The organism is Streptococcus sp. SCPM-O-B-15304 (M98) (assembly GCF_058200215.1).
In genome coordinates this window covers 151,523-173,896 of the sequence record NZ_JBYQGQ010000004.1, presented here as the reverse complement: position 1 = coordinate 173,896, position 22,374 = coordinate 151,523, and the positions used below count along the sequence as shown (strand labels likewise).

22 protein-coding genes and 1 pseudogene are annotated in these 22,374 nt (G+C 40.2%); 19 read left to right on the top strand and 4 right to left on the bottom strand.

Translation table 11 applies throughout. The features are described from left to right. The first annotated feature begins 7 nt into the window (after positions 1 to 7). The 7 genes from radA to AC3E7H_RS04000 all read left to right on the top strand — a co-directional run bounded on the left by radA (position 8) and on the right by AC3E7H_RS04000 (position 6,408). Positions 8 to 1,372 carry a DNA repair protein RadA gene (radA, locus tag AC3E7H_RS04030; protein WP_414261317.1) on the top strand — a complete coding sequence of 455 codons (1,365 nt, stop codon included), beginning with the start codon at positions 8 to 10 and terminating at the stop codon, positions 1,370 to 1,372. A 71-nt stretch (positions 1,373 to 1,443) separates the two neighbouring features. Next, on the top strand, positions 1,444 to 2,139 hold the full coding sequence (locus AC3E7H_RS04025) for a TIGR00266 family protein (protein ID WP_490676145.1): 696 nt from the start codon (positions 1,444 to 1,446) through the stop codon (positions 2,137 to 2,139). 162 nt (positions 2,140 to 2,301) lie between these two features. Next, complete coding sequence (locus AC3E7H_RS04020; protein WP_490676144.1) at positions 2,302 to 2,796, top strand: beta-class carbonic anhydrase; 495 nt, start codon at positions 2,302 to 2,304, stop codon at positions 2,794 to 2,796. A gap of 216 nt (positions 2,797 to 3,012) precedes the next feature. Beyond that, entirely contained in the window at positions 3,013 to 3,981 is a 969-nt protein-coding gene (locus AC3E7H_RS04015) for a ribose-phosphate diphosphokinase (protein WP_000010179.1), read from the top strand. Between the two features lie 300 nt (positions 3,982 to 4,281). Beyond that, positions 4,282 to 4,914 carry an amylase-binding adhesin AbpA gene (abpA, locus tag AC3E7H_RS04010; RefSeq protein ID WP_490676143.1) on the top strand — a complete coding sequence of 211 codons (633 nt, stop codon included), beginning with the start codon at positions 4,282 to 4,284 and terminating at the stop codon, positions 4,912 to 4,914. A gap of 74 nt (positions 4,915 to 4,988) precedes the next feature. Further along, positions 4,989 to 5,828: a class B sortase, LPKTxAVK-specific gene (gene srtB, locus AC3E7H_RS04005; RefSeq protein ID WP_049509171.1), complete on the top strand. Its 840-nt coding sequence runs from the start codon at positions 4,989 to 4,991 to the stop codon at positions 5,826 to 5,828. 142 nt (positions 5,829 to 5,970) lie between these two features. Beyond that, entirely contained in the window at positions 5,971 to 6,408 is a 438-nt protein-coding gene (locus AC3E7H_RS04000) for a CoA-binding protein (RefSeq protein WP_000191085.1), read from the top strand. Positions 6,409 to 6,542: 134 nt separating this feature from the next. On the opposite strand, the gene AC3E7H_RS03995 is transcribed toward AC3E7H_RS04000, so the two are convergent. From AC3E7H_RS03995 to mobC, 4 genes are all read right to left on the bottom strand, one after another. Continuing rightward, positions 6,543 to 7,553 (bottom strand): YeiH family protein, encoded by a 1,011-nt coding sequence (locus tag AC3E7H_RS03995; protein WP_490676142.1) that lies wholly within the window; start codon positions 7,551 to 7,553, stop codon positions 6,543 to 6,545. 475 nt (positions 7,554 to 8,028) lie between these two features. Next, positions 8,029 to 8,382, bottom strand: a complete 354-nt coding sequence (locus AC3E7H_RS03990) for a type II toxin-antitoxin system RelE/ParE family toxin (RefSeq protein WP_049526778.1) — start codon at positions 8,380 to 8,382, stop codon at positions 8,029 to 8,031. Then, on the bottom strand, positions 8,372 to 8,656 hold the full coding sequence (gene relB / locus AC3E7H_RS03985; RefSeq protein ID WP_000213598.1) for a type II toxin-antitoxin system RelB/ParD family antitoxin: 285 nt from the start codon (positions 8,654 to 8,656) through the stop codon (positions 8,372 to 8,374). Before relB ends, AC3E7H_RS03990 begins: the two co-directional genes overlap by 11 nt. Before the next feature lie 269 nt (positions 8,657 to 8,925). Next, the gene (mobC, locus tag AC3E7H_RS03980; protein WP_490676147.1) at positions 8,926 to 9,093 is read right to left on the bottom strand and encodes a plasmid mobilization relaxosome protein MobC; all 168 of its coding nucleotides are present in this window, start codon (positions 9,091 to 9,093) and stop codon (positions 8,926 to 8,928) included. A 256-nt stretch (positions 9,094 to 9,349) separates the two neighbouring features. Between mobC and AC3E7H_RS03975 the strand changes: the two genes are divergently transcribed. From AC3E7H_RS03975 to AC3E7H_RS03920, 12 genes and pseudogenes are all read left to right on the top strand, one after another. Continuing rightward, positions 9,350 to 10,519, top strand: a complete 1,170-nt coding sequence (locus AC3E7H_RS03975) for a pyridoxal phosphate-dependent aminotransferase (RefSeq protein WP_375555449.1) — start codon at positions 9,350 to 9,352, stop codon at positions 10,517 to 10,519. Then, entirely contained in the window at positions 10,516 to 11,286 is a 771-nt protein-coding gene (gene recO / locus AC3E7H_RS03970) for a DNA repair protein RecO (protein ID WP_490676141.1), read from the top strand. The genes AC3E7H_RS03975 and recO overlap by 4 nt, the downstream gene beginning before the upstream one ends. Further along, positions 11,283 to 12,275, top strand: a complete 993-nt coding sequence (gene plsX / locus AC3E7H_RS03965; protein WP_320692676.1) for a phosphate acyltransferase PlsX — start codon at positions 11,283 to 11,285, stop codon at positions 12,273 to 12,275. The genes recO and plsX overlap by 4 nt, the downstream gene beginning before the upstream one ends. A 5-nt stretch (positions 12,276 to 12,280) precedes the next feature. After that, positions 12,281 to 12,517: an acyl carrier protein gene (locus tag AC3E7H_RS03960; RefSeq protein WP_000130002.1), complete on the top strand. Its 237-nt coding sequence runs from the start codon at positions 12,281 to 12,283 to the stop codon at positions 12,515 to 12,517. A 457-nt stretch (positions 12,518 to 12,974) separates the two neighbouring features. Continuing rightward, positions 12,975 to 13,118 (top strand): class IIb bacteriocin, lactobin A/cerein 7B family, encoded by a 144-nt coding sequence (locus AC3E7H_RS03955; RefSeq protein ID WP_049504573.1) that lies wholly within the window; start codon positions 12,975 to 12,977, stop codon positions 13,116 to 13,118. 17 nt (positions 13,119 to 13,135) lie between these two features. Then, on the top strand, positions 13,136 to 13,285 hold the full coding sequence (locus AC3E7H_RS03950) for a class IIb bacteriocin, lactobin A/cerein 7B family (protein ID WP_001052545.1): 150 nt from the start codon (positions 13,136 to 13,138) through the stop codon (positions 13,283 to 13,285). Positions 13,286 to 13,297: 12 nt separating this feature from the next. Next, the gene (locus tag AC3E7H_RS03945) at positions 13,298 to 13,474 is read left to right on the top strand and encodes a hypothetical protein (protein WP_000793176.1); all 177 of its coding nucleotides are present in this window, start codon (positions 13,298 to 13,300) and stop codon (positions 13,472 to 13,474) included. Positions 13,475 to 13,682: 208 nt separating this feature from the next. Next, positions 13,683 to 13,838 (top strand): hypothetical protein, encoded by a 156-nt coding sequence (locus AC3E7H_RS03940; protein WP_000735877.1) that lies wholly within the window; start codon positions 13,683 to 13,685, stop codon positions 13,836 to 13,838. A 223-nt stretch (positions 13,839 to 14,061) separates the two neighbouring features. Next, positions 14,062 to 16,215, top strand: a pseudogene (gene comA, locus AC3E7H_RS03935) (peptide cleavage/export ABC transporter ComA). A 12-nt stretch (positions 16,216 to 16,227) separates the two neighbouring features. Beyond that, positions 16,228 to 17,577, top strand: a complete 1,350-nt coding sequence (locus AC3E7H_RS03930; protein WP_490676140.1) for a bacteriocin secretion accessory protein — start codon at positions 16,228 to 16,230, stop codon at positions 17,575 to 17,577. Between the two features lie 168 nt (positions 17,578 to 17,745). Continuing rightward, on the top strand, positions 17,746 to 18,453 hold the full coding sequence (purC, locus tag AC3E7H_RS03925) for a phosphoribosylaminoimidazolesuccinocarboxamide synthase (RefSeq protein ID WP_490676139.1): 708 nt from the start codon (positions 17,746 to 17,748) through the stop codon (positions 18,451 to 18,453). A gap of 63 nt (positions 18,454 to 18,516) precedes the next feature. Further along, on the top strand, positions 18,517 to 22,242 hold the full coding sequence (locus AC3E7H_RS03920) for a phosphoribosylformylglycinamidine synthase (protein WP_490676138.1): 3,726 nt from the start codon (positions 18,517 to 18,519) through the stop codon (positions 22,240 to 22,242). The last annotated feature ends 132 nt before the right edge of the window (positions 22,243 to 22,374 follow it).

Below are 22,374 nucleotides of genomic sequence, written 5' to 3'. Positions count from 1 at the left end.
GAGGTTTATCATCGCAAAGAAAAAAGCGACATTTGTATGTCAAAATTGTGGATATAATTCACCCAAGTATCTAGGGCGCTGTCCAAACTGTGGGTCTTGGTCTTCTTTTGTAGAAGAGGTTGAGGTTGCCGAGGTCAAAAATGCGCGTGTGTCCTTGACAGGGGAGAAAACCAAGCCTATGAAACTGGCTGAAGTGACCTCCATCAATGTCAATCGAACAAAGACCGAAATGGAGGAGTTCAACCGTGTGCTTGGAGGCGGAGTGGTACCAGGAAGTCTTGTCCTTATCGGTGGGGATCCAGGGATTGGGAAATCAACCCTGCTCTTACAAGTCTCAACCCAGCTGTCTCAAGTAGGGACAGTTCTCTATGTCAGTGGGGAGGAGTCTGCTCAGCAAATCAAACTCCGTGCAGAGCGTTTAGGTGATATTGATAGCGAGTTTTATCTCTATGCAGAGACCAATATGCAGAGCGTGCGGGCAGAAATAGAGAGAATTCAGCCAGATTTTCTCATCATCGACTCTATACAGACCATCATGTCTCCTGAGATTTCTGGAGTTCAAGGTTCTGTGTCTCAGGTGCGTGAGGTGACTGCAGAACTCATGCAGCTGGCCAAAACCAATAACATTGCCATCTTTATTGTAGGGCATGTGACCAAGGAAGGAACCTTGGCGGGTCCTCGTATGTTGGAGCATATGGTGGATACGGTTCTTTACTTTGAAGGGGAACGCCACCATACCTTCCGTATCTTGAGAGCAGTCAAGAACCGTTTTGGCTCGACAAATGAAATTGGGATTTTTGAGATGCAATCAGGTGGCTTGGTTGAGGTGCTCAATCCTAGTCAAGTTTTCCTAGAAGAACGTTTAGATGGAGCAACTGGTTCGTCCATCGTGGTGACTATGGAAGGGACGCGTCCGATTTTAGCAGAGGTACAGGCCTTGGTGACACCGACTATGTTTGGAAATGCCAAGCGGACTACAACAGGCCTTGATTTCAATCGTGCTAGCTTGATTATGGCTGTTTTGGAGAAACGGGCAGGTTTGCTTCTCCAAAATCAGGATGCTTATCTCAAATCTGCTGGTGGTGTCAAATTGGATGAGCCTGCTATTGATTTGGCAGTTGCGGTTGCTATAGCTTCGAGCTATAAGGACAAGCCAACCAATCCTCAGGAATGTTTTGTAGGAGAATTAGGTTTGACTGGAGAAATTCGGCGCGTGAATCGTATCGAGCAACGCATCAATGAAGCTGCTAAACTTGGATTTACAAAAATCTATGTACCTAAGAATTCCTTGACAGGTATTAAGCCACCTAAGGAAATTCAGGTGATTGGAGTGACGACTATCGGAGAAGTCTTGAAAAAAGTATTTTCCTAATAGTCTTACTCAGTTTTAGATTGCAAAACACTTTATAGCCAATATTTATTAAAAACAAGGAGGAATTTCTGATGAAATTTTCTATGGACAGTCATATGCAATTTCCTTTGGTAGAGTTATCGCTCAACCAAGGAGAAACAGTCTTTATCCAGCGCGGTAGCATGGTTTACCACACACCTAATGTCAGCCTCAATACCCAACTTAATGCCAGCGGTTCTGGTTTGGGACGTTTTGTCAAAGCTGTGGGACGTTCTATGGTTTCTGGTGAAAGTACTTTCATTACTCAAGCTATTGCAGAGTCTGACAACGGACATCTTGCTTTAGCACCAGATACTCCTGGTCAAGTGATTGCTCTTGAGCTAGGTGAAAAGCAGTATCGATTGAATGATGGGGCTTTTCTGGCTCTTGATGGGACGGCTTTCTATACAATGGAGCACCAATCTATTGGGAAAGCACTTTTCGGAGGTCAAGGTGGTCTTTTCGTAATGACTACTCAAGGTCAGGGAACTCTTTTGGCCAATGCTTTTGGCTCTATTAAGAAAATTGAGCTACAAAACCAAGAAATAACCATCGACAATGCCCATGTGGTAGCTTGGAGTCAATCTTTGGACTATAATATCCACTTAGAAAATGGCTTCTGGCAGTCTATTGGTACAGGCGAAGGAGTGGTGAATACCTTCCGAGGTACCGGTGAGGTCTATGTACAAAGTCTCAATCTTCAAAGCTTTGCAGGCTCTCTTAACAAGTATATCCAAAAAGGTTCATAATAATAAAAAAACTAGGGCAGAAACCCAAGCTAGAAGCTGGATGTCTCTGTCCTGGTTTTTTAATAAGGAGGTTGACAGCTGACAAGACAAAGAAAAGATGGTAAGATAGAAGATAAATAATTTGGTGTTCAAATTATCTTAAAAGTAAGAAAGTGTGTTGTCATGTCGTATTTTGAACAGTTTATGCAAGCCAACCAGGCTTATGTTTCCCTACATGGACAGTTAAATCTGCCAATCAAGCCGAAAACAAGAGTAGCCATTGTGACTTGTATGGACTCACGTCTGCACGTTGCACAAACTTTGGGATTAGCACTTGGAGATGCTCACATTTTACGGAATGCGGGAGGTCGAGTGACAGACGATATGATTCGCTCACTCGTGATTTCTCAGCAACAAATGGGAACAAGAGAGATTGTGGTTCTTCATCATACAGACTGTGGTGCTCAGACATTTCAAAACGAAGAGTTTCAAGAACATTTAAAAACTGAATTAGGGGTTGATGTCTCGGGTCAAGATTTTCTCCCTTTTCAAGACGTTGAGGAGAGTGTTCGTGAGGATATGCAGTTACTTCGGGAATGCCCATTGATTCCAGATGATGTCGTTATTTCAGGGGCTGTTTATGATGTGGATACAGGCAGTATGAGAGAGGTATACTAACTTTTCCTTTGTGAGTTCCTATCTCCCTATGAGATAGAATGTCTAAGTTGTCACATTTCAGCTTGAATATAAGGAATATAAATGAGCACAAGACAAGGGGATAAATGTCCATTCTTGTCTTATTTTTTATTGAAAAATCAAGAAAAAAGCGCTACAATGGTAGTTGGAAAAATGTTGTGAAAAAACACAAGCGATACATAAATATTGGAGGAAATCATGTCTTTTTCTGATTTAAAGCTGTTTGCCCTTTCTTCAAATAGAGAATTGGCAGAGCGTGTGGCGCAAGAGATTGGGATAGAGTTGGGAAAATCGACTGTACGTCAATTTTCAGATGGAGAAATTCAAGTTAATATCGAAGAATCGATCCGTGGGAAACACGTCTTTATCCTACAATCAACTAGCTCACCTGTAAATGACAATCTGCTAGAAATTTTGATTATGGTAGATGCTTTGAAACGCGCCAGTGCAGAATCTGTCAACGTTGTTATGCCTTACTATGGCTATGCACGTCAGGATAGAAAGGCGAGAGCGCGTGAGCCAATCACTTCAAAACTTGTGGCAAATATGCTGGAAGTAGCTGGAGTGGATCGTTTGTTGACGATTGACTTGCATGCTGCACAGATTCAGGGATTCTTTGATATTCCTGTCGATCACTTGATGGGTGCTCCTTTAATTGCAGACTACTTTGAGCGTCGTGGCATGGTTGGTTCTGACTATGTGGTTGTCAGTCCAGACCATGGTGGTGTGACTCGTGCTCGTAAATTGGCAGAGTTTTTGAAAACTCCGATTGCCATTATTGACAAACGTCGTAGCGTGGACAAGATGAATACCAGTGAAGTGATGAACATCATTGGTAAGGTAGAAGGCAAGACTTGTATCTTGATTGACGATATGATCGATACAGCTGGAACTATTTGCCATGCGGCGGATGCTCTTGCAGAAGCTGGTGCTGTCGAAGTTTACGCAAGCTGTACGCATCCAGTTCTTTCAGGGCCTGCTATGGATAATATCCAAAAATCAGCTATTAAAAAATTAGTTGTTTTGGATACTATCTACCTACCAGAAGAGCGTTTAATTGATAAGATTGAGCAAATCTCTATTGCACATCTCTTGGCAGATGCTATCATCCGTATCCATGAAAAACGTCCTCTATCTCCATTATTTAGTATTGAGAAAAAAATCTAACGAATTCGTTGGATAAGACACAACTCCTAACAAAGTGATAGACCTTGTTGGGAGTTTTCTTAATTAGATCAGAAAAATGTGAAAATTTCACTAATTGTTCGTTTTTTAGTCCATTTTTTTCCTTAATCTTTCGAGAATATTGCTTGTTTTTTAAGAATATAATAAATTTTACTCGTTTTTTACCAGAAATTTTAAAAATAGTTTAAGAAAAAGCTTGACAACTCTAATATATGTGATATAATTTGAGGTAATAAGGATTATCCTTATAATTAAATTTTAAAATTAAAGAGGAGATAAAACATGAAGAAAGTTTTATTATCATCAGTAGTAGCTCTTGCAGTATTCTCAGCAGCAGCTCCAGTTTTTGCGCAAGGTGAAAACCCAAATGCTTCTAACCAATTGATCCAAAAGAAATATGTTTCTTGGCGTGATGCAGCAGATGAAGCTAACACTCAAGTAGCAGCGCATGATGCTGAAATTCGTGCAGAAGTTGCAACACAACCTTCTGTAGTGGCAGCTCAAGCAACTCTTAATGCAGCTAAAGATTACACTGGTCATGACCATGATGTAAAACTTGCTCGCGCTCAAGAAGACTTTGATCGTGTTTACAACGAAGCTTACAATACTGTTCGCAACCGTTACATCCAAGTTCTTCAACAAAAATACGTTGAAGCTGCTAAAGCTCAACGTAACTTCTACGATGAAACAGCTGTAGAAGCTAACCGTACAAATGAACAACGCATTGCTGATGATCAAGCAGCACAAGGTACAGCTGCATCAGCTGACCAAGCATCAGCTGATCAAGCTGCAACTAAACCAGAAGATGGTAAACCAGGTGCAGCAGACCAAGCTAAAAAAGCAGACGCTGCAGCTAAAAAAGCTGGAGCAAAAGAAGCTAAAAAAGCTCTTCCAAAAACACACGCTGCTAAATAATTTTATTTAAAAAGTAGCCAATCACTGAAACTTGGTTTCAGTGATTTTTTTGGTAAAAAAAGAGGGAGGAAAAGATGAGTAGACGTTCTACGACAAAGAAATCACCAATTACTAAAATAATTGCTTCAATCGTTGCAGTAGCTATCGTTGCTTTGGGAGGCTTCTTTATCTATAAAAGCTTCCTAGCTCCAAGTGGAGATAAGCAAAATGATGCAAAGGTTACTCAGGAAGCTCCAAAACAAGCCTATACTGCTAGCGCAGAAGAAAAGGAATACCTCGCAAATAAATTTAAAGGCTTGCTTGCAACAAACTCTGAGACGGTTGGTTACGTATATATTCCTGGTACCCAGTTAGATGAACCAGTTGTTCAAACAACGGATAATGCGACTTATTTAGATAAGCGCTTTGATGGCGTTAATGAGCCTTTAATGGGGGCAGTCTTTATGGACGCCGATAACAAGAAGGATTTTAGCGATCGATTGACTTGGTTATTTGGTCACGCTCGTGGTAGTAAAGTGGCTGACCACCGTATGTTTAAAGATGTGAATTACTTCAGTCGCCAAGAATATTTTGATGCACATCCTTATGTAGTCATTGAAACTCCAGAGAGAAAGTATTATTATGAAGCTGTTGCTATGATTATTGTTCCAGAAGAAACAGCTTTTTACCGTACTTCTTTTGATGATGATGCGGATTTTGAGAAACAGCTAAATATTATTTATGATACTGCAGAGGTTAAGAAACCAAATGTTAAGGTATCAGCTAAGGATAAATATCTTGTTCTTTCTACTTGTCGTGAAGAAGATGATACGATTCGTGCCAATCTCTACCTTCGACAAATTCCTGACTCAGAGATGAGTGACTTTGTCAAACAACATGGAGAAAGCCTTCAGTATAAACCAACAAGAGAATAATCTTTAAATAAAATTTTTATGAATCCTCCTCAAATTGAATGAAATTGTTTAATTTTGGGAGGATTTTTTGATTTTATAGTAAATTTCTGCAAACCCTTTCAAAATATGCTATACTGATGAAAGATGAAAAAGGAGGGTTTTTATGACTCAAGAATTTATCAATCCAAGTGATGGCGTAATCCGTCAGTATCTAGAAACCAGTAAGACTCTAGCAGTAGTGGGCTTGTCTGACCGTGAGGAGACAACTAGCAATCGAGTGACAAAGGAAATGCAGGCTCGTGGCTATAAAATCATACCAGTAAACCCTAAGGCTACAGGTGGGGAAATCTTGGGAGAAAAGGCTTATGCCAGTCTAGCTGAGATTCCTTTCCCTGTAGATATCGTTAATGTCTATCGTCGTAGTGAGTTTCTACCAGATGTGGCACGAGATTTTCTCAAGGCTGATGCTAAGATTTTCTGGGCGCAACTAGGACTTGAAAGTCTAGAAGCGGAAGAAATCTTGCGTACTGGAGGTTGCGATGATATCGTGATGAACCGTTGTATTAAGAGAGAACATACACGCTTAATTCTTGAACAATAAAAAGGTAGCTTGCGGGCTACCTTTTGTGTTATACTCAATGAAAATCAAAGAGCAAACTAGGAAACTAGCCGCAGGCTGTACTTGAGTACGGCAAGGCGACGTTGACGTGGTTTGAATTTGATTTTCGAAGAGTATTAGAAAATACCGATGAGCGTTTGCATACCGAGACTAGTCAGGATGATGGCAATCCAGCAGAGAGCTCCGAGAAGAATGGATTTACCGCTGGACTTAATCATAGCGATGAGGTTGGTTTTGAGACCAATAGCACTCATAGCCATGATGATGAGGAATTTGGAGAGTTGTTTGAGAGGTGAAAAGAAGCTATTGCTGACACCTAAGGAAGTAAGGACTGTGGTTAGCAGAGAAGCTAGGATGAAGTAGAGAATGAAAACAGGGAAGATTTTTTTAAGTTTTACCCCTTGGTTGTTTCCTTGTTGACGACTTTGCCAGTAAGAGAGGAAGAGAGTGATAGGGATAATAGCTAGGGTACGGGTCAATTTGACAATGGTGGCAGACTCAAGAGTGTTTGTATTGTATAGACTATCCCAGGCGCTGGCAGTAGCTGTTACAGAGGAAGTATCATTGACCGCAGTTCCTGCAAAGAGAGCAAAACCTTCGTTGGAAAGATGGAGCCAAGAACCTAGAGTTGGGAAGATAAGAGCTGCCAAGACATTGAAGAAAAAGATAACAGAAATGGCTTGTGCGACTTCTTTTTCCTTGGCATGGATGACAGGAGCAGTCGCTGCAATGGCAGAACCGCCACAGATAGAGGAACCGACACCGATCAAGGTAGCTAGCTTTGTATCTAGGTCAAAAAAGCGCTGGAAGAGATAGGCTATAATCAAAGCAATTGAAATAGTTGAGAGGATGACTGGGAGGGAAGATTTTCCAACTGCGAAAACTTGAGAGATATTGAGTCCAAACCCAAGCAAGATAACTGCATACTGAAGCAATTTCTTGGAGCTGTAAGTCAAACCAGCATCTAGTTGTTTATAGGAAGTGAGAAATGGGTGGAGAATCATGCCAATAAAGATGGCAAAGACAGGTGCCCCGACAACAGGCAAGAAGCCTCCTAAAATCCAAGAAATGATAGATATGATAAGACAGACCAAAAGTCCAGCCCAATTTTTTGATAGAAATGACATAAAAACCTCCGAAAATAAATACTCCTTATTATAATCTTATCTGTCAGAAAAGTAAAGAGAAAGTAAAGTTTAATAATTATTTGACAAGTTTCTCAAATTTATGTGATTAGAACTGTAACGAAGTCTTGGAAAAAACAGAAATACCAGAGCTCCACCTCTGGTATTTCTGTTTGTCTAGTCATATTAAAACTAAACTCAGGTTATATTTTTTTGTCGCACTTATCTAACCACTTTCTGACTATCCACTCAGAAATGACATTACCGATCTAGTAATCAATAATGGTGCTAGAATAGTTGTAACGAAGATTAGCAAAACCGTATTTTACAAAGGTATACTCTGTAATATTTAAATCCTTATTAAATCAACGTTTCTAAAGAAAAAGTAGCTGTAAAATATTATATATACAGCGTACTGTTAAACCAAGACGGTACCAAAAATTAAGGTTTCGGAGCTTATAAAATAAAGAAAGATGTCTCAATCAGTTGAGCTTCTTTTATTACCATTTTGTAGCAAAGTGACATAGTCGCTTTTTATGTGGAATAGGTGAGATAAAAAAACAGTGTTTTGTTTTTGGTCGATGAAGTAGAGTAAGACATACTGACCGATAATTTTTCCTCGTGTAGGGTACTTACTATTAATCTTTATACCAATTTTTTCATCGGCGTCAAAACCAGCCTCAGGAAAGACTTCTAAACTTTTTAAGCCATCTAAAATTTTACCCACAGTATTTTTAGCAGACTGAGATGATAAAAGAACAGTAGTGATGTAATCATGAATACTGTCAATAGCTTGGCTCACTTCATCAGAAATAATTACTTTATAAGCCATAGCGTGCCCTCATACTGTCTAGGGAAGTCCCTTTTCCTGCTTCATACTCTCTTAAGGCTCGTTCGGATTGAGCTTGTAATTCCTCAATCAACTGTTCACGGTGTAAATCTTCTGCAGTCTTGATTGGCAAGTCCTGTTCGAGGACAATCTGCTCTATAAAAAGAGTGATAGCATCCGTCATGGTCATTCCTTTTTCCTTGATAATGGCTCTAGCTTGTTCCATTGCTAACTCATTGATTTTAAAATTGTATTGCTTAACAAGTGATGTAGTCATGGTATATCTCCGTTCTATATCGTGTATATCCAGTATATATTTTTTGAACTTTTTTTGCAAGAAAAAAAACTCTTGAATATACTCCAAGAGTGAAACGAATAGGACCAGTGGTGGAGTGGGTTCTTTACAGACTAAAGCTGAAGGTAGTGCCGAACCTGAAGCTGAATTATCAGTAACATTTAAGCAAACTGTTACCAGTCGCCCGACATCATCTTATCCTTAGTTATAAATTTAGGATAAATAAGAGAGAATATCAACAATAATTCTTATTACAACCAACTGTCCTGTACCTTTGTTTGATTTTCTTGTTTTTGAATAAATTGTTTGACTATATCTTTCAAATATTTCTGCAATTCAAGAATCTGACTAAATTCATTTAGACTAGCCTGATTATCTTCGTTTACTTTTTTTGTGATCTGATTTATATTGACCCCTATCCGATTTATTTCCTTACGTAACTTCTCAATACTCGTCGAAAATCTCCTAATACGTTGTCATCTTCGGCTTACCTAACTTTAGTTATGCTTTCACCTCGATTCCTAGTTTCATGAGATTTTCATTGAGTATTCTAAAAACATAGTGTTGTAATGAATTTTAATGAACATACATCAGTTGCTTATGCTAGTGTGATTTTGCGGTCAGAGAGCTTTTGTAGTATAATAGACATATGTTCTTTAAGCAAGGAGGGTATCTATGGACTTAACCAAGCGATTTAATAAACAATTAGATAAGATTCAAGTTTCCTTGATTCGTCAGTTTGACCAGGCTATTTCTGAGATTCCTGGGGTTCTACGTCTGACATTGGGAGAGCCTGACTTTACAACTCCAGACCATGTCAAGGAGGCGGCTAAGCGCGCCATTGACCAAAATCAATCCTACTATACAGGGATGAGTGGTTTGATGACCTTACGCCAGGCAGCTAGTGATTTTGTAAGAGAAAAATACCAGCTAGACTATAATCCTGAAAATGAAATTTTGGTCACAATTGGTGCGACAGAGGCTCTATCAGCTACTTTGACAGCTATTTTAGAAGAGGGAGACAAGGTTCTCTTGCCAGCTCCTGCCTATCCTGGTTATGAACCAATTGTTAATCTAGTTGGCGCAGAGATTGTCGAGATTGATACGACTGAAAATGGTTTTGTCTTGACTCCTGAAATGCTGGAGAAGGCAATTCTGGAGCAGGGTGACAAGCTCAAGGCAGTCATTCTCAACTATCCAGCCAACCCTACTGGAATTACTTATAGTCGCGAACAGTTGGAAGCCTTGGCTGACGTTTTACGCAAGTATGAGATTTTCGTAGTCTGTGATGAGGTTTACTCAGAGTTGACTTATACAGGGGAAAATCATGTCTCTTTGGGAACAATGCTGAGAGATCAGGCCATTATCATTAACGGTCTATCCAAATCACATGCTATGACAGGTTGGCGTTTAGGCTTTATCTTCGCACCAGCAAATTTCACAGCCCAACTCATCAAGAGTCACCAGTACTTGGTAACTGCTGCGAATACTATGGCGCAACATGCTGCAGTAGAAGCCTTAACAGCTGGTAAAGATGATGCAGAGCCGATGAAGAAGGAATACATCCAGCGTCGGGATTACATTATCGACAAGATGACTGCCCTTGGTTTTGAGATTATCAAACCTGACGGTGCCTTTTATATCTTTGCTAAGATTCCAGCAGGCTACAATCAAGATTCCTTTGCTTTTCTGAAGGATTTTGCCCACAAGAAGGCTGTAGCCTTTATCCCTGGTGCAGCTTTTGGTCAATATGGAGAAGGTTATGTGCGCTTGTCTTATGCAGCTAGCATGGAAACCATCAGAGAAGCTATGAAACGTCTTGAGGAGTACATGAGAGAAGCATGATTCAGTCTATTACGAGTCAGGGGTTGGTGCTCTACAATCGTAATTTTCGTGAGGATGACAAGCTAGTCAAGATTTTTACAGAACAGGTCGGCAAGCGGATGTTTTTTGTCAAACATGCCGGTCAGTCCAAACTGGCTCCAGTTATTCAACCTTTGGTGCTGGCTCGTTTTCTTTTGCGAATCAATGATGATGGACTTAGTTATATTGAAGACTATCATGAGGTGATGACCTTCCCAAAAATCAATAGTGATCTCTTTGTCATGGCCTATGCGACCTATGTGGCAGCTTTGGCTGATGCGAGTTTGCAGGACAATCATCAGGATGCTCCCTTGTTTGCTTTTTTACAAAAGACTTTAGAGCTGATGGAAGAGGGTTTAGATTATCAGGTCTTGACCAATATTTTTGAAATTCAAATTTTGACACGGTTTGGGATCAGCCTCAATTTTAATGAGTGTGTTTTTTGCCATCGGGTGGGTCAGGCCTTTGATTTTTCTTTCAAATATGGTGCTTGCTTATGTCCTGATCATTACCATGAGGACGAGAAACGTTGTCATCTGAATCCAAACATTCCCTATCTGCTCAGTCAATTTCAAGCTATCAACTTTGAGACTTTGGAGACTATTTCTCTCAAGTCTGAAATCAAGCAAGAATTGCGTCAGTTCATGGATCAAATTTATGAAGAGTACGTCGGAATTCACTTAAAATCAAAGAAATTTATTGATTCCCTAGCCGATTGGGGACAATTACTAAAAGAGGAAGACAAATGAAAAAAATCGCAGTAGATGCAATGGGTGGCGATTACGCACCTCAAGCCATTGTTGAGGGTGTCAATCAAGCCCTTGCTGACTTTTCAGATATTGAGATTCAACTTTACGGAGACGAAAGCAAAATCAAGCAATATCTAACAGCTACAGAACGCGTCAGTATTATCCATACAGATGAAAAAATTGATTCGGATGATGAACCAACAAAAGCCATCCGTAAGAAGAAAAATGCCAGTATGGTATTGGCTGCTAAGGCTGTCAAGGACGGTGAGGCTGATGCTGTGCTCTCTGCAGGAAATACAGGTGCTTTGTTAGCGGCAGGATTTTTCATCGTTGGTCGCATCAAAAATATCGATCGTCCAGGGCTTATGTCAACCTTACCAACAGTTGATGGGAAAGGTTTTGACATGCTGGACCTCGGTGCCAATGCAGAAAACACAGCCCATCACCTTCATCAATATGCCATCCTAGGTTCTTTCTACGCTAAAAATGTTCGTGGAATTGCAAAACCACGAGTTGGTTTGCTTAATAACGGGACAGAGAGCAGCAAGGGAGATCCACTCCGCAAGGAAACTTATGACTTGCTAGCAGCTGATGAGAGTTTGAACTTTGTCGGTAATGTGGAAGCGCGTGATTTGATGGAGGGTGTTGCAGATGTTGTCGTGGCAGACGGTTTCACGGGAAACGCTGTGCTAAAATCCATCGAAGGTACAGCCATGGGAATCATGGGCTTGCTAAAAAATGCTATTACAGGTGGTGGACTTCGAGCAAAACTTGGTGCTCTTCTTCTCAAGGATAGCCTTAAAGGCTTGAAAAAGCAGCTCAACTATTCAGATGTTGGGGGTGCAGTCTTGTTTGGTGTCAAGGCGCCTGTTGTCAAGACTCATGGCTCAAGTGATGCCAAGGCTGTGTACAGTACGATTCGTCAGATTCGTACCATGCTTGAGACAGATGTAGTTGCGCAAACTGCGCGTGAATTTTCAGGAGAGTAATATATATGACAGATAAAGAAATTTTTGACCGTGTCGTGACCATTATCCAAGAACGCCAAGGGGAAGACTTTGTAGTCACAGAGGCCTTGAGCTTGAAGGATGATTTGGATGCTGATTCGGTAGATTTGATGGAATTTGTACTAACCATTGAGGATGAATTCGGAATCGAAATCAGTGATGAAGAAATCGATCACCTCCAAAGTGTGGCAGATGTATTGAAAGCCATTAAAGATAAAATCTAACATATAACAACATGCAAGTCATGTTGTTTTTTGTTTCTCGAAAAAAGATAAGATTTTGAAATTTTACAGTTGAGTTTACGAATAAAGAGATGAGAACAAAAAAGGAGGATTACTGATGTATGTGACAGGTCTTTATCCGTGGTTGATCAAGTGGTTTTTAAAATAAATTTGACTTAGTTGTTTATTTTGAAATTATTTTATCGAATAGATAAGTAAGAAGAAAAGGAAAGGAGTTTGATTAATGTATTTACCAATTTTACTTCCATGGTTTATCAAATTGTATTTTAAATAAATTAAATTTATTCATTCATTTTAAAATGATTTCTCGAATAGACAAGTGAGAAGATAAGGAAGGAGAGAAAAAATGATTTCAGTTATTTATCCAATTTGGCTTTTAAAATGGTTTAAAGGTTAACAATCACAAACAAAAAAACTATAAAAATAAAGGAGAAAACAAATGACAAACTTTGACAAAATGGAACAGAACTTTGCAGCTCTTACGGAAGAAGAGCTGATGGAAGTGGATGGGGGGTCGGTTACCGCTGTAGTTGTAGGAGGTATCTTACTAATTGGTGGTATTGCTTGGGGCTATTTTATGTAATAATAAGGAGAGAAAAAATGAATTTAAATAAATGGACGGAATTGACAGAAGAAGAATTGATGAATACAGCAGGTGGATCAATTACCATAGCCACGGTTGGTGCAGGATTGGCAATTTTCCTTGGTGGTCGATTAATTGGTCAAGATTTAAAACGTAAATTTGGATAGAAGTGAACTTGTATGAAAAATCTAAAAAATGTAATGGGAGCCTTTTTAATTATTTTTGGAGTGCTTTGTATATTGGGGGATTTACATGTAATCACCTTTAATGTTGAAAAATATTTCCAAACAGAGTTATTTGTTCCGATGCTTATTTTGATGATGAGTTATTTAGATTCAGGTAAAGACAAGGTTTAAAGAGAACTATTATTAGTATGTGGCAAATGCTATTGAATAATCATCATTTAGTTACTATCAATGAAATAAGAACTAAAAAAATGGAGAAATAAATGAATATCTCAGAAGAATTTGCGGCTATAATTATATCAGCCTCAGGAATAGTAGGACTTTTGGTTGGAGTAGCTATTGGATTAGCTAGTATTATTTAAAAAGGAGTAGATGGAATATGAAAAAACTGAATAAAAAATTTGCTATTATGACAGAGGAAGACTTGGCTGTAACTAAGGGAGGTTTCATTGTTACTACTTCTACAGCAGTAGCTTGGGGAGTTTTAGGAGGAACTTCTTATATGTTTGGACGTTATCTGGGAAGTAGACGTTAATTTAAAAATTTGTGGCAAATCGTAAAAAAATTGAAAAAGGTAAGAAATATTAATCATTATATTTTCTAGGTAGGACGTTTGTTCTACCTATTTTTATGTAGGAAAAAGTGCTGTTCAGGTGCAGTTATTGTTTTTTTAGAAATAATTTTCTTTTTGCTTCTTTGTTTGGATAAAATAATCTTACAAAGTTTTCTTTGGAGATTGTTAGGAAAAGGAGTAGGATATGAAATTTAGTAAACGGCATTATCGTCCTCAGGTAGACCAGATGGACTGCGGTGTGGCTTCATTAGCCATGGTCTTTGGTTATTATGGTAGTTATTATTCTCTGGCTCACTTGCGAGAGTTGGCCAAGACGACCATGGATGGGACTACGGCTTTAGGTTTAGTCAAGGTTGCTGAGGAGATAGGTTTTGAGACGCGAGCAATAAAGGCGGACATGACCTTGTTTGATTTGCCGGATGTAACTTTTCCTTTTGTGGCTCATGTGCTTAAGGAAGGGAAATTGCTCCATTATTATGTGGTGACTGGGCAGGACAAGAACAACATTTATATTGCTGATCCAGATCCTAGTGTTAAGCTGACCAAGATATCTCGTGAGCGCTTTGCCAAGGAGTGGACAGGAATCGCTATTTTTATGGCTCCATCTCCGAATTATAAGCCTCATAAGGAACAAAAAAATGGTCTGCTTTCCTTTATCCCTATATTAGTGAAACAGCGAGGTTTGATTGTTAATATCGTTTTGGCGACCCTCTTGGTGACCTTGATTAACATTGTGGGTTCTTATTATCTGCAGTCAATCATTGACACTTATGTACCAGATCAGATGCGCTCGACACTGGGAATTATTTCGATAGGGCTAGTCATCGTTTATGTCCTTCAGTAAATCTTATCTTATGCCCAGGAGTATCTTTTACTTGTTTTGGGGCAACGCTTGTCCATTGATGTGATTTTGTCCTATATCAAGCATGTTTTTCATTTGCCCATGTCCTTTTTTGCGACACGACGGACAGGGGAAATCGTGTCTCGTTTCACGGATGCGAATAGTATCATCGATGCACTGGCTTCAACTATTCTGTCAATCTTTTTGGATGTATCTACTGTCTTGATTATTTCAGTAGTTCTATTTTCGCAGAATAGCAATCTCTTTTTCATGAGTTTACTAGCTCTTCCTATCTACACAGTGATTATCTTTGCTTTTATGAAGCCCTTTGAAAAGATGAATCGGGATACCATGGAAGCCAATGCAGTCCTGTCATCTTCTATTATCGAGGATATTAACGGTATTGAGACCATTAAGTCTTTGACCAGTGAAAGTCAACGTTACCAAAAGATTGACAAGGAATTTGTGGATTATCTGAAAAAATCTTTTACCTATAGTCGGGCAGAAAGCCAACAAAAGGCTCTGAAAAAAGTTGCCCAACTCTTGCTCAATGTTGGTATTCTCTGGATGGGGGCTCTCTTAGTCATGGATAATAAGATGAGTTTGGGCCAGTTGATTACCTATAATACCTTGCTTATTTACTTTACAAATCCTTTGGAGAATATCATCAATCTGCAAACCAAACTTCAGACAGCGCAGGTTGCTAATAACCGTCTCAATGAAGTTTATCTGGTTGCATCTGAGTTTGAGGAAAAGAAAACAGTCTCAGATTTGAGCTTGCTAGAAGGAGATATGGATTTCAAGCAGGTTCACTACAAGTATGGCTATGGTCGAGATGTCTTGTCAGACATCAATCTAACCATTCCGCAAGGTTCTAAAGTGGCTTTTGTGGGAATTTCAGGATCGGGTAAGACGACCTTGGCTAAGATGATGGTTAATTTTTACGATCCAAGTCAGGGGGAGATTAGTCTGGGTGGCGTCAATCTCAATCAGATTGATAAAAAGGCTCTGCGCCAGTATATCAATTATCTGCCTCAGCAACCCTACGTTTTTAATGGAACGATCTTGGAGAATCTTCTCCTCGGAGCTAAGGAGGGGACGACTCAGGAGGATATCTTGAGAGCAGTGGAGTTGGCAGAGATTCGGGAGGATATTGAGCGGATGCCACTGAATTACCAGACAGAATTGACTTCGGATGGGGCAGGGATTTCAGGTGGGCAACGTCAGAGGATCGCTCTGGCGCGTGCTCTCTTGACTGATGCGCCTGTCTTGATCTTGGATGAGGCGACCAGCAGTCTAGATATTTTGACCGAGAAGCGAATTGTCGATAATCTCATGGCTTTGGATAAGACCTTGATTTTCATCGCCCACCGTTTAACCATTGCTGAGCGGACAGAGAAGGTTGTCGTTTTGGATCAGGGCAAGATTGTCGAAGAGGGTACACATATGGATTTACTGGCTCAGGGTGGTTTTTATGCCCACTTGGTGAATAGTTAGAGAGGAGAAAAGATGCAATCAGAATTTTTAGAAAGTGCTGAGTTTTACAATCGTCGTTACCATAATTTTTCTAGTTATGTGATTTTTCCAAGTTTTATCTTATTTTTGTTCCTGATTGTTTTTTCAATCTTTGCACAAAAGGAGATAAGCTTGACAGCTGGAGCTACGGTAGAACCTGCTCGTATCATTGCCACCATTCAGTCTAGTAGTAATAGTAAGATTGTTGCCAATCATTTGGCTGAAAATAAGTTTGTCAAGCAAGGGGATCTTCTCGTTCAATACCAAGAGGGAGCAGAAGCAGTTCAGGCTGAGAATTATGCTAGTCAGTTGGAAATGCTCAAGGATCAGAAGGTTCAACTGGAGTATTTAAAAGCAAGCCTTCAATCAGGAAGTGATCAATTTCCTGAAGCAGATAAATTTGGCTATCAGCATAGTTTTTTAGATTATCTAAATCAAGCTGCTAGTCTGCGGAGTCAGGTTGAGCAACAAAATGCTAGTATATCATCTCAAAATGCAGCAGCCAGTGGTAGTCAGACAGAGTTAGGCAATCTCATCGGTGAAACCCAGTCCAAAATTAAAGAATATCAGCAAGCCAAGTCTGCTATTCAAGCTGATGGAGTCTTAGAGAGTGATCATCCAGCTTATGTCATTTATCAGTCTTATCAGTCAACAAAAGAGCAGGGATCGGAAGCCAAACAGCAGGCCTTATCTCAGCTAGATGCTCACATCACTCAGTTGGAGTCAACTCTTGCAGGTTATCGAGTACAGTATGCAGGTTCAGGAGCCCAGCAAGCTTATGCATCTGGATTAGGAAGTCAGTTGGAGTCATTAAAATCCCAGCAACTAGCCAAGGTAGGCCAGGAATTAACGCTCTTGGATCAGAAAATTCTTGAAGTGGAGTCAGGTAAAAAGATTCAAGGAAATCTTTTAGAGAAGGGGAAAATTACAGCAACAGAAGATGGTGTTCTACATTTGAATCCTGAGCATAGTCGATCTACCATCATTCCAGAAGGAACTATCCTTGCTCACCTTTTTCCGCAGTTGGCTAGGGAGAGGAAGGCAAAACTGACAGCTTATATTAGTTCTAAGGAAGTGGCTGATCTCAAGCATGGAAATGAGGTACGATTTACAACAGTAACGGATGCCAATAAGCAGCTAGTGTTGACATCCAAGATTACGAATATCGATACCAGTGCGACTCAGACAGAAAAGGGCAATTTCTTTAAATTAGAGGCAGAGACGGATTTGAATGCTGAACAAGCAGAAAAACTTCGTTATGGACTTGAAGGTCGTTTGACTATGATTACAGGTAGGAAGAGTTTTTTACGCTACTATCTGGACCGCTTTTTGAAACGAGAATAAGGTTCGCATTCTAATTCAAATCAATCTTAGAAAATCGCAAATGAAAATTCGTTTGCGATTTTTCTGTACTTTTTCAGATATGATATCAAATATAGTTCGTGAAATATTTGATTTTTAGTGTCTATTGTGTTAGAATGATGTAAAGTAATACGAAAGGCGAACAAGAAAATGTCCAGTAAACTTATTTATACGGGAAAAGCTAAAGATATCTATACTACAGAAGACGAAAATGTGATTAAGTCGGTCTACAAGGACCAGGCAACCATGCTGAATGGAGCTCGTAAAGAGACCATTGAGGGTAAAGGTGTGCTGAATAATCAGATTTCGTCTCTTATTTTTGAAAAATTGAATGCTGCTGGTGTGGCGACACACTTTATCGAACGTATTTCTGACACAGAACAATTGAATAAAAAAGTAAAAATCATTCCTTTGGAGGTTGTACTTCGTAACGTGACTGCAGGTTCTTTCTCAAAACGTTTTGGTGTGGAAGAAGGTTTGGATTTGGAAACTCCAATCGTTGAATTTTACTACAAGAACGATGATTTGGATGACCCATTCATCAATGATGAGCATGTGAAGTTCTTGGATATTGCCAATGATGAGCAAATTGTTTATATCAAGGAAGAAACGCGTCGTATCAATGAATTGCTGAAAGATTGGTTTGCACAAATTGGTCTTCGCTTGATTGACTTCAAATTAGAATTTGGTTTTGATAAGGACGGCAAGATTATCTTGGCAGACGAATTCTCACCAGATAACTGCCGTCTTTGGGATGCGGAAGGTCATCACATGGATAAAGATGTTTTTCGTAGAGATTTGGGCAGTTTAACGGATGTTTACAAGGTCGTTTTAGAAAAATTGCAGGGCTTGAAGTAACTTGTTTGAAAGGGAAAACCTTCGTCTTCGATAACCTATTTGAATAGAAATAAAGGAAATAAAATGGATAAACGTATTTTCGTTGAGAAAAAAGCTGATTTTCGTGTGAAATCGGACTCTTTAGTAAAAGAATTGCAGCATAATCTTCAGTTGAAAACTTTGAAGGATCTTCGGATTGTTCAAGTTTACGATGTTTTTGGTTTGGCAGAGGACTTGTTTGCGCGTGCGGAAAAACATATCTTCTCTGAGCAAGTGACTGATACTGTTTTGGACGAGGCTGCGGTTAAGGCTGATCTTGAGAAGTATGCTTTCTTTGCGATCGAAAGCTTGCCTGGTCAATTTGACCAACGTGCGGCATCTTCACAAGAAGCTTTGCTGTTGCTTGGTAGTTCAAATGATGTAACAGTGAATACAGCGCAACTTTACTTGGTTAACAAGGATATTGATGCGAATGAGTTGGAAGCTGTCAAGAACTACCTCTTGAACCCAGTGGATTCTCGTTTCAAAGATATCACTGTTGGCATTGCGAAACAGGATTTCTCTGAGTCTGACAAGACCATTCCAAACTTGGATTTCTTTGAAAGCTATACGGCAGAAGATTTTGCCAAGTATAAGGCTGAGCAAGGCTTGGCAATGGAAGTGGATGACCTTCTCTTCATCCAAGATTACTTCAAGTCTATTGGACGTGTACCAACTGAGACTGAGTTGAAGGTTTTGGATACTTACTGGTCTGACCACTGCCGTCACACAACTTTCGAGACAGAGTTGAAAAACATCGACTTCTCAGCTTCTAAATTTGAAAAACAATTGCAAGCGACTTATGACAAGTATATTGCCATGCGTGATGAGTTGGGACGTACAGAAAAACCTCAAACCTTGATGGATATGGCGACTATTTTTGGTCGTTATGAGCGTGCTAATGGTCGTTTGGATGACATGGAAGTGTCTGATGAAATCAATGCCTGCTCAGTTGAAATTGAAGTGGATGTCAATGGTGTCAAAGAACCATGGCTTCTCATGTTCAAGAACGAAACTCACAACCACCCAACTGAGATTGAACCATTTGGTGGAGCGGCTACTTGTATCGGTGGTGCCATTCGTGACCCATTGTCAGGTCGTTCATACGTTTACCAAGCCATGCGTATCTCAGGTGCTGGTGATATTACAACACCAATTGCTGAAACTCGTGCTGGTAAATTGCCACAACAAGTGATTTCTAAAACAGCGGCTCACGGTTATTCTTCATATGGTAACCAAATTGGTCTTGCAACAACTTATGTTCGTGAATACTTCCACCCAGGTTTCGTTGCTAAGCGTATGGAGCTAGGTGCAGTTGTCGGTGCGGCTCCTAAGGAAAATGTGGTCCGTGAAAAACCTGAAGCAGGTGATGTGATTATCTTGCTTGGTGGTAAGACTGGACGTGACGGTGTCGGTGGTGCGACAGGTTCTTCTAAAGTTCAAACGGTTGAATCTGTTGAAACAGCTGGTGCTGAGGTTCAAAAAGGGAATGCCATTGAAGAACGCAAGATTCAACGTCTTTTCCGTAATGGAGAAGTGACACGTCTAATCAAGAAATCAAATGACTTTGGTGCTGGTGGTGTCTGCGTGGCTATCGGTGAATTGGCAGATGGGCTTGAAATTGATCTAGACAAAGTGCCATTGAAATACCAAGGCTTGAACGGTACCGAAATTGCCATCTCTGAATCTCAAGAACGTATGGCGGTCGTGGTTCGTCCCAAAGATGTGGACGCCTTCATTGCAGCATGTAATAAAGAAAATATTGATGCTGTTGTCGTTGCGACAGTGACTGAAAAACCAAATCTTGTCATGCACTGGAATGGTGAAACCATCGTTGATTTGGAACGTCGTTTCCTTGATACAAACGGTGTACGTGTGGTTGTAGATGCTAAGGTGGTTGACAAGGATGTCAAGCTTCCAGAAGAACGTCAAACATCTGCTGAAACCCTTGAAGCTGATACTCTTAAAGTCTTGGCTGACCTTAACCATGCCAGTCAAAAAGGTTTACAAACCATCTTTGATAGCTCAGTTGGTCGTTCAACAGTTAATCATCCACTCGGTGGTCGCTACCAAATCACACCAACGGAAGCTTCTGTACAGAAATTGCCAGTTCAACATGGTGTGACAACAACTGCTTCTGTCATGGCGCAAGGATTCAACCCTTATGTAGCAGAATGGTCTCCATACCATGGCGCTGCTTATGCGGTTATCGAAGCAACTGCTCGTTTGGTTGCTGCTGGTGCAAAATGGTCTAAGGCTCGTTTCTCTTATCAAGAATACTTCGAGCGAATGGATAAACAAGCAGAGCGTTTTGGTCAACCAGTGGCTGCTCTCCTTGGATCCATTGAAGCTCAGATTCAACTTGGTTTGCCATCTATCGGTGGTAAAGACTCTATGTCTGGTACCTTTGAAGAATTGACCGTACCACCAACCTTGGTTGCTTTTGGTGTGACAACAGCAGATAGCCGTAAGGTCCTATCTCCAGAATTTAAGGCTGTTGGTGAAAATATTTACTATATTCCAGGTCAAGCTTTGGCACAAGAAATTGATTTTGATCTTATCAAGTCTAACTTTGCTCAATTTGAAGCAATTCAAGCTGACCATAAAGTCACATCTGCATCAGCTGTCAAATATGGTGGTGTGGTTGAAGCTCTTGCCCTTGCAACATTTGGTAACCATATTGGTGCAAACGTTGAATTAGCTGGCCTTGACACTAGCTTGACAGCTCAATTGGGTGGATTCGTCTTCACATCGCCTGAAGACATTGCAGGTGTTGCCAAGATTGGACGAACAGTAGCTGACTTTACACTTACTGTCAATGGTGTAACACTTGATGGACACAAACTTGACAGTGCCTTCCAAGGTAAATTGGAAGAGGTTTACCCAACGGAATTTGCACAAGCAACTGAGTTGGAAGAAGTACCTGCAGTGGCATCAGATGCTGTAATCAAAGCTAAAGAAACAGTTGAGACACCAGTGGTTTACATCCCAGTATTCCCAGGTACTAACTCTGAGTACGATTCAGCTAAGGCCTTTGAAAAAGAAGGTGCAAAAGTCAACTTGGTACCATTCGTGACATTGAATGAAGAGGCAATTGTCAAGTCTGTTGACACTATGGTTGACAATATCGAAAAAGCTAATATTATCTTCTTTGCAGGTGGCTTCTCAGCAGCCGATGAACCAGATGGATCTGCTAAATTTATCGTGAACATCTTGCTCAATGAAAAAGTGCGTGCAGCTATCGATAGCTTCATCGAACGTGGTGGTTTGATTATCGGTATCTGTAATGGATTCCAAGCCCTCGTTAAATCAGGTCTTCTTCCATATGGTAACTTTGAAGATGCAAGCAGCACGAGTCCAACCCTCTTCTACAATGATGCCAACCAACACGTGGCTAAGATGGTGGAAACACGGATTGCCAACACGAACTCACCATGGCTTGCTGGAGTAGAAGTTGGTGACATTCATGCCATCCCAGTATCACACGGTGAAGGCAAATTTGTCGTGACAGCTGAGGAATTCGCAGAGCTTCGTGACAATGGTCAAATCTTTACCCAATATGTTGACTTCGAAGGGAAGCCAAGCATGGATTCAAAATACAATCCAAATGGTTCTGTCAATGCGATCGAAGGTATCACAAGTAAGAACGGTCAAATCATTGGTAAGATGGGTCACTCAGAACGTTTCGAAGACGGTCTCTTCCAAAATATTCCAGGAAATAAAGACCAGCACCTCTTTGCATCAGCGGTTAAATACTTTACTGGAAAATAAGATTTGCAGATTTTCTAATAGATAAGCATCAGTAAATGTAAAAACAAGTAGATGTAACTTGCGATAATTGAAAATGATTTGTTGTTGCGAGTGAAACGAGCTTCTACCGTATCATTCCGCTGTAGTATCGCT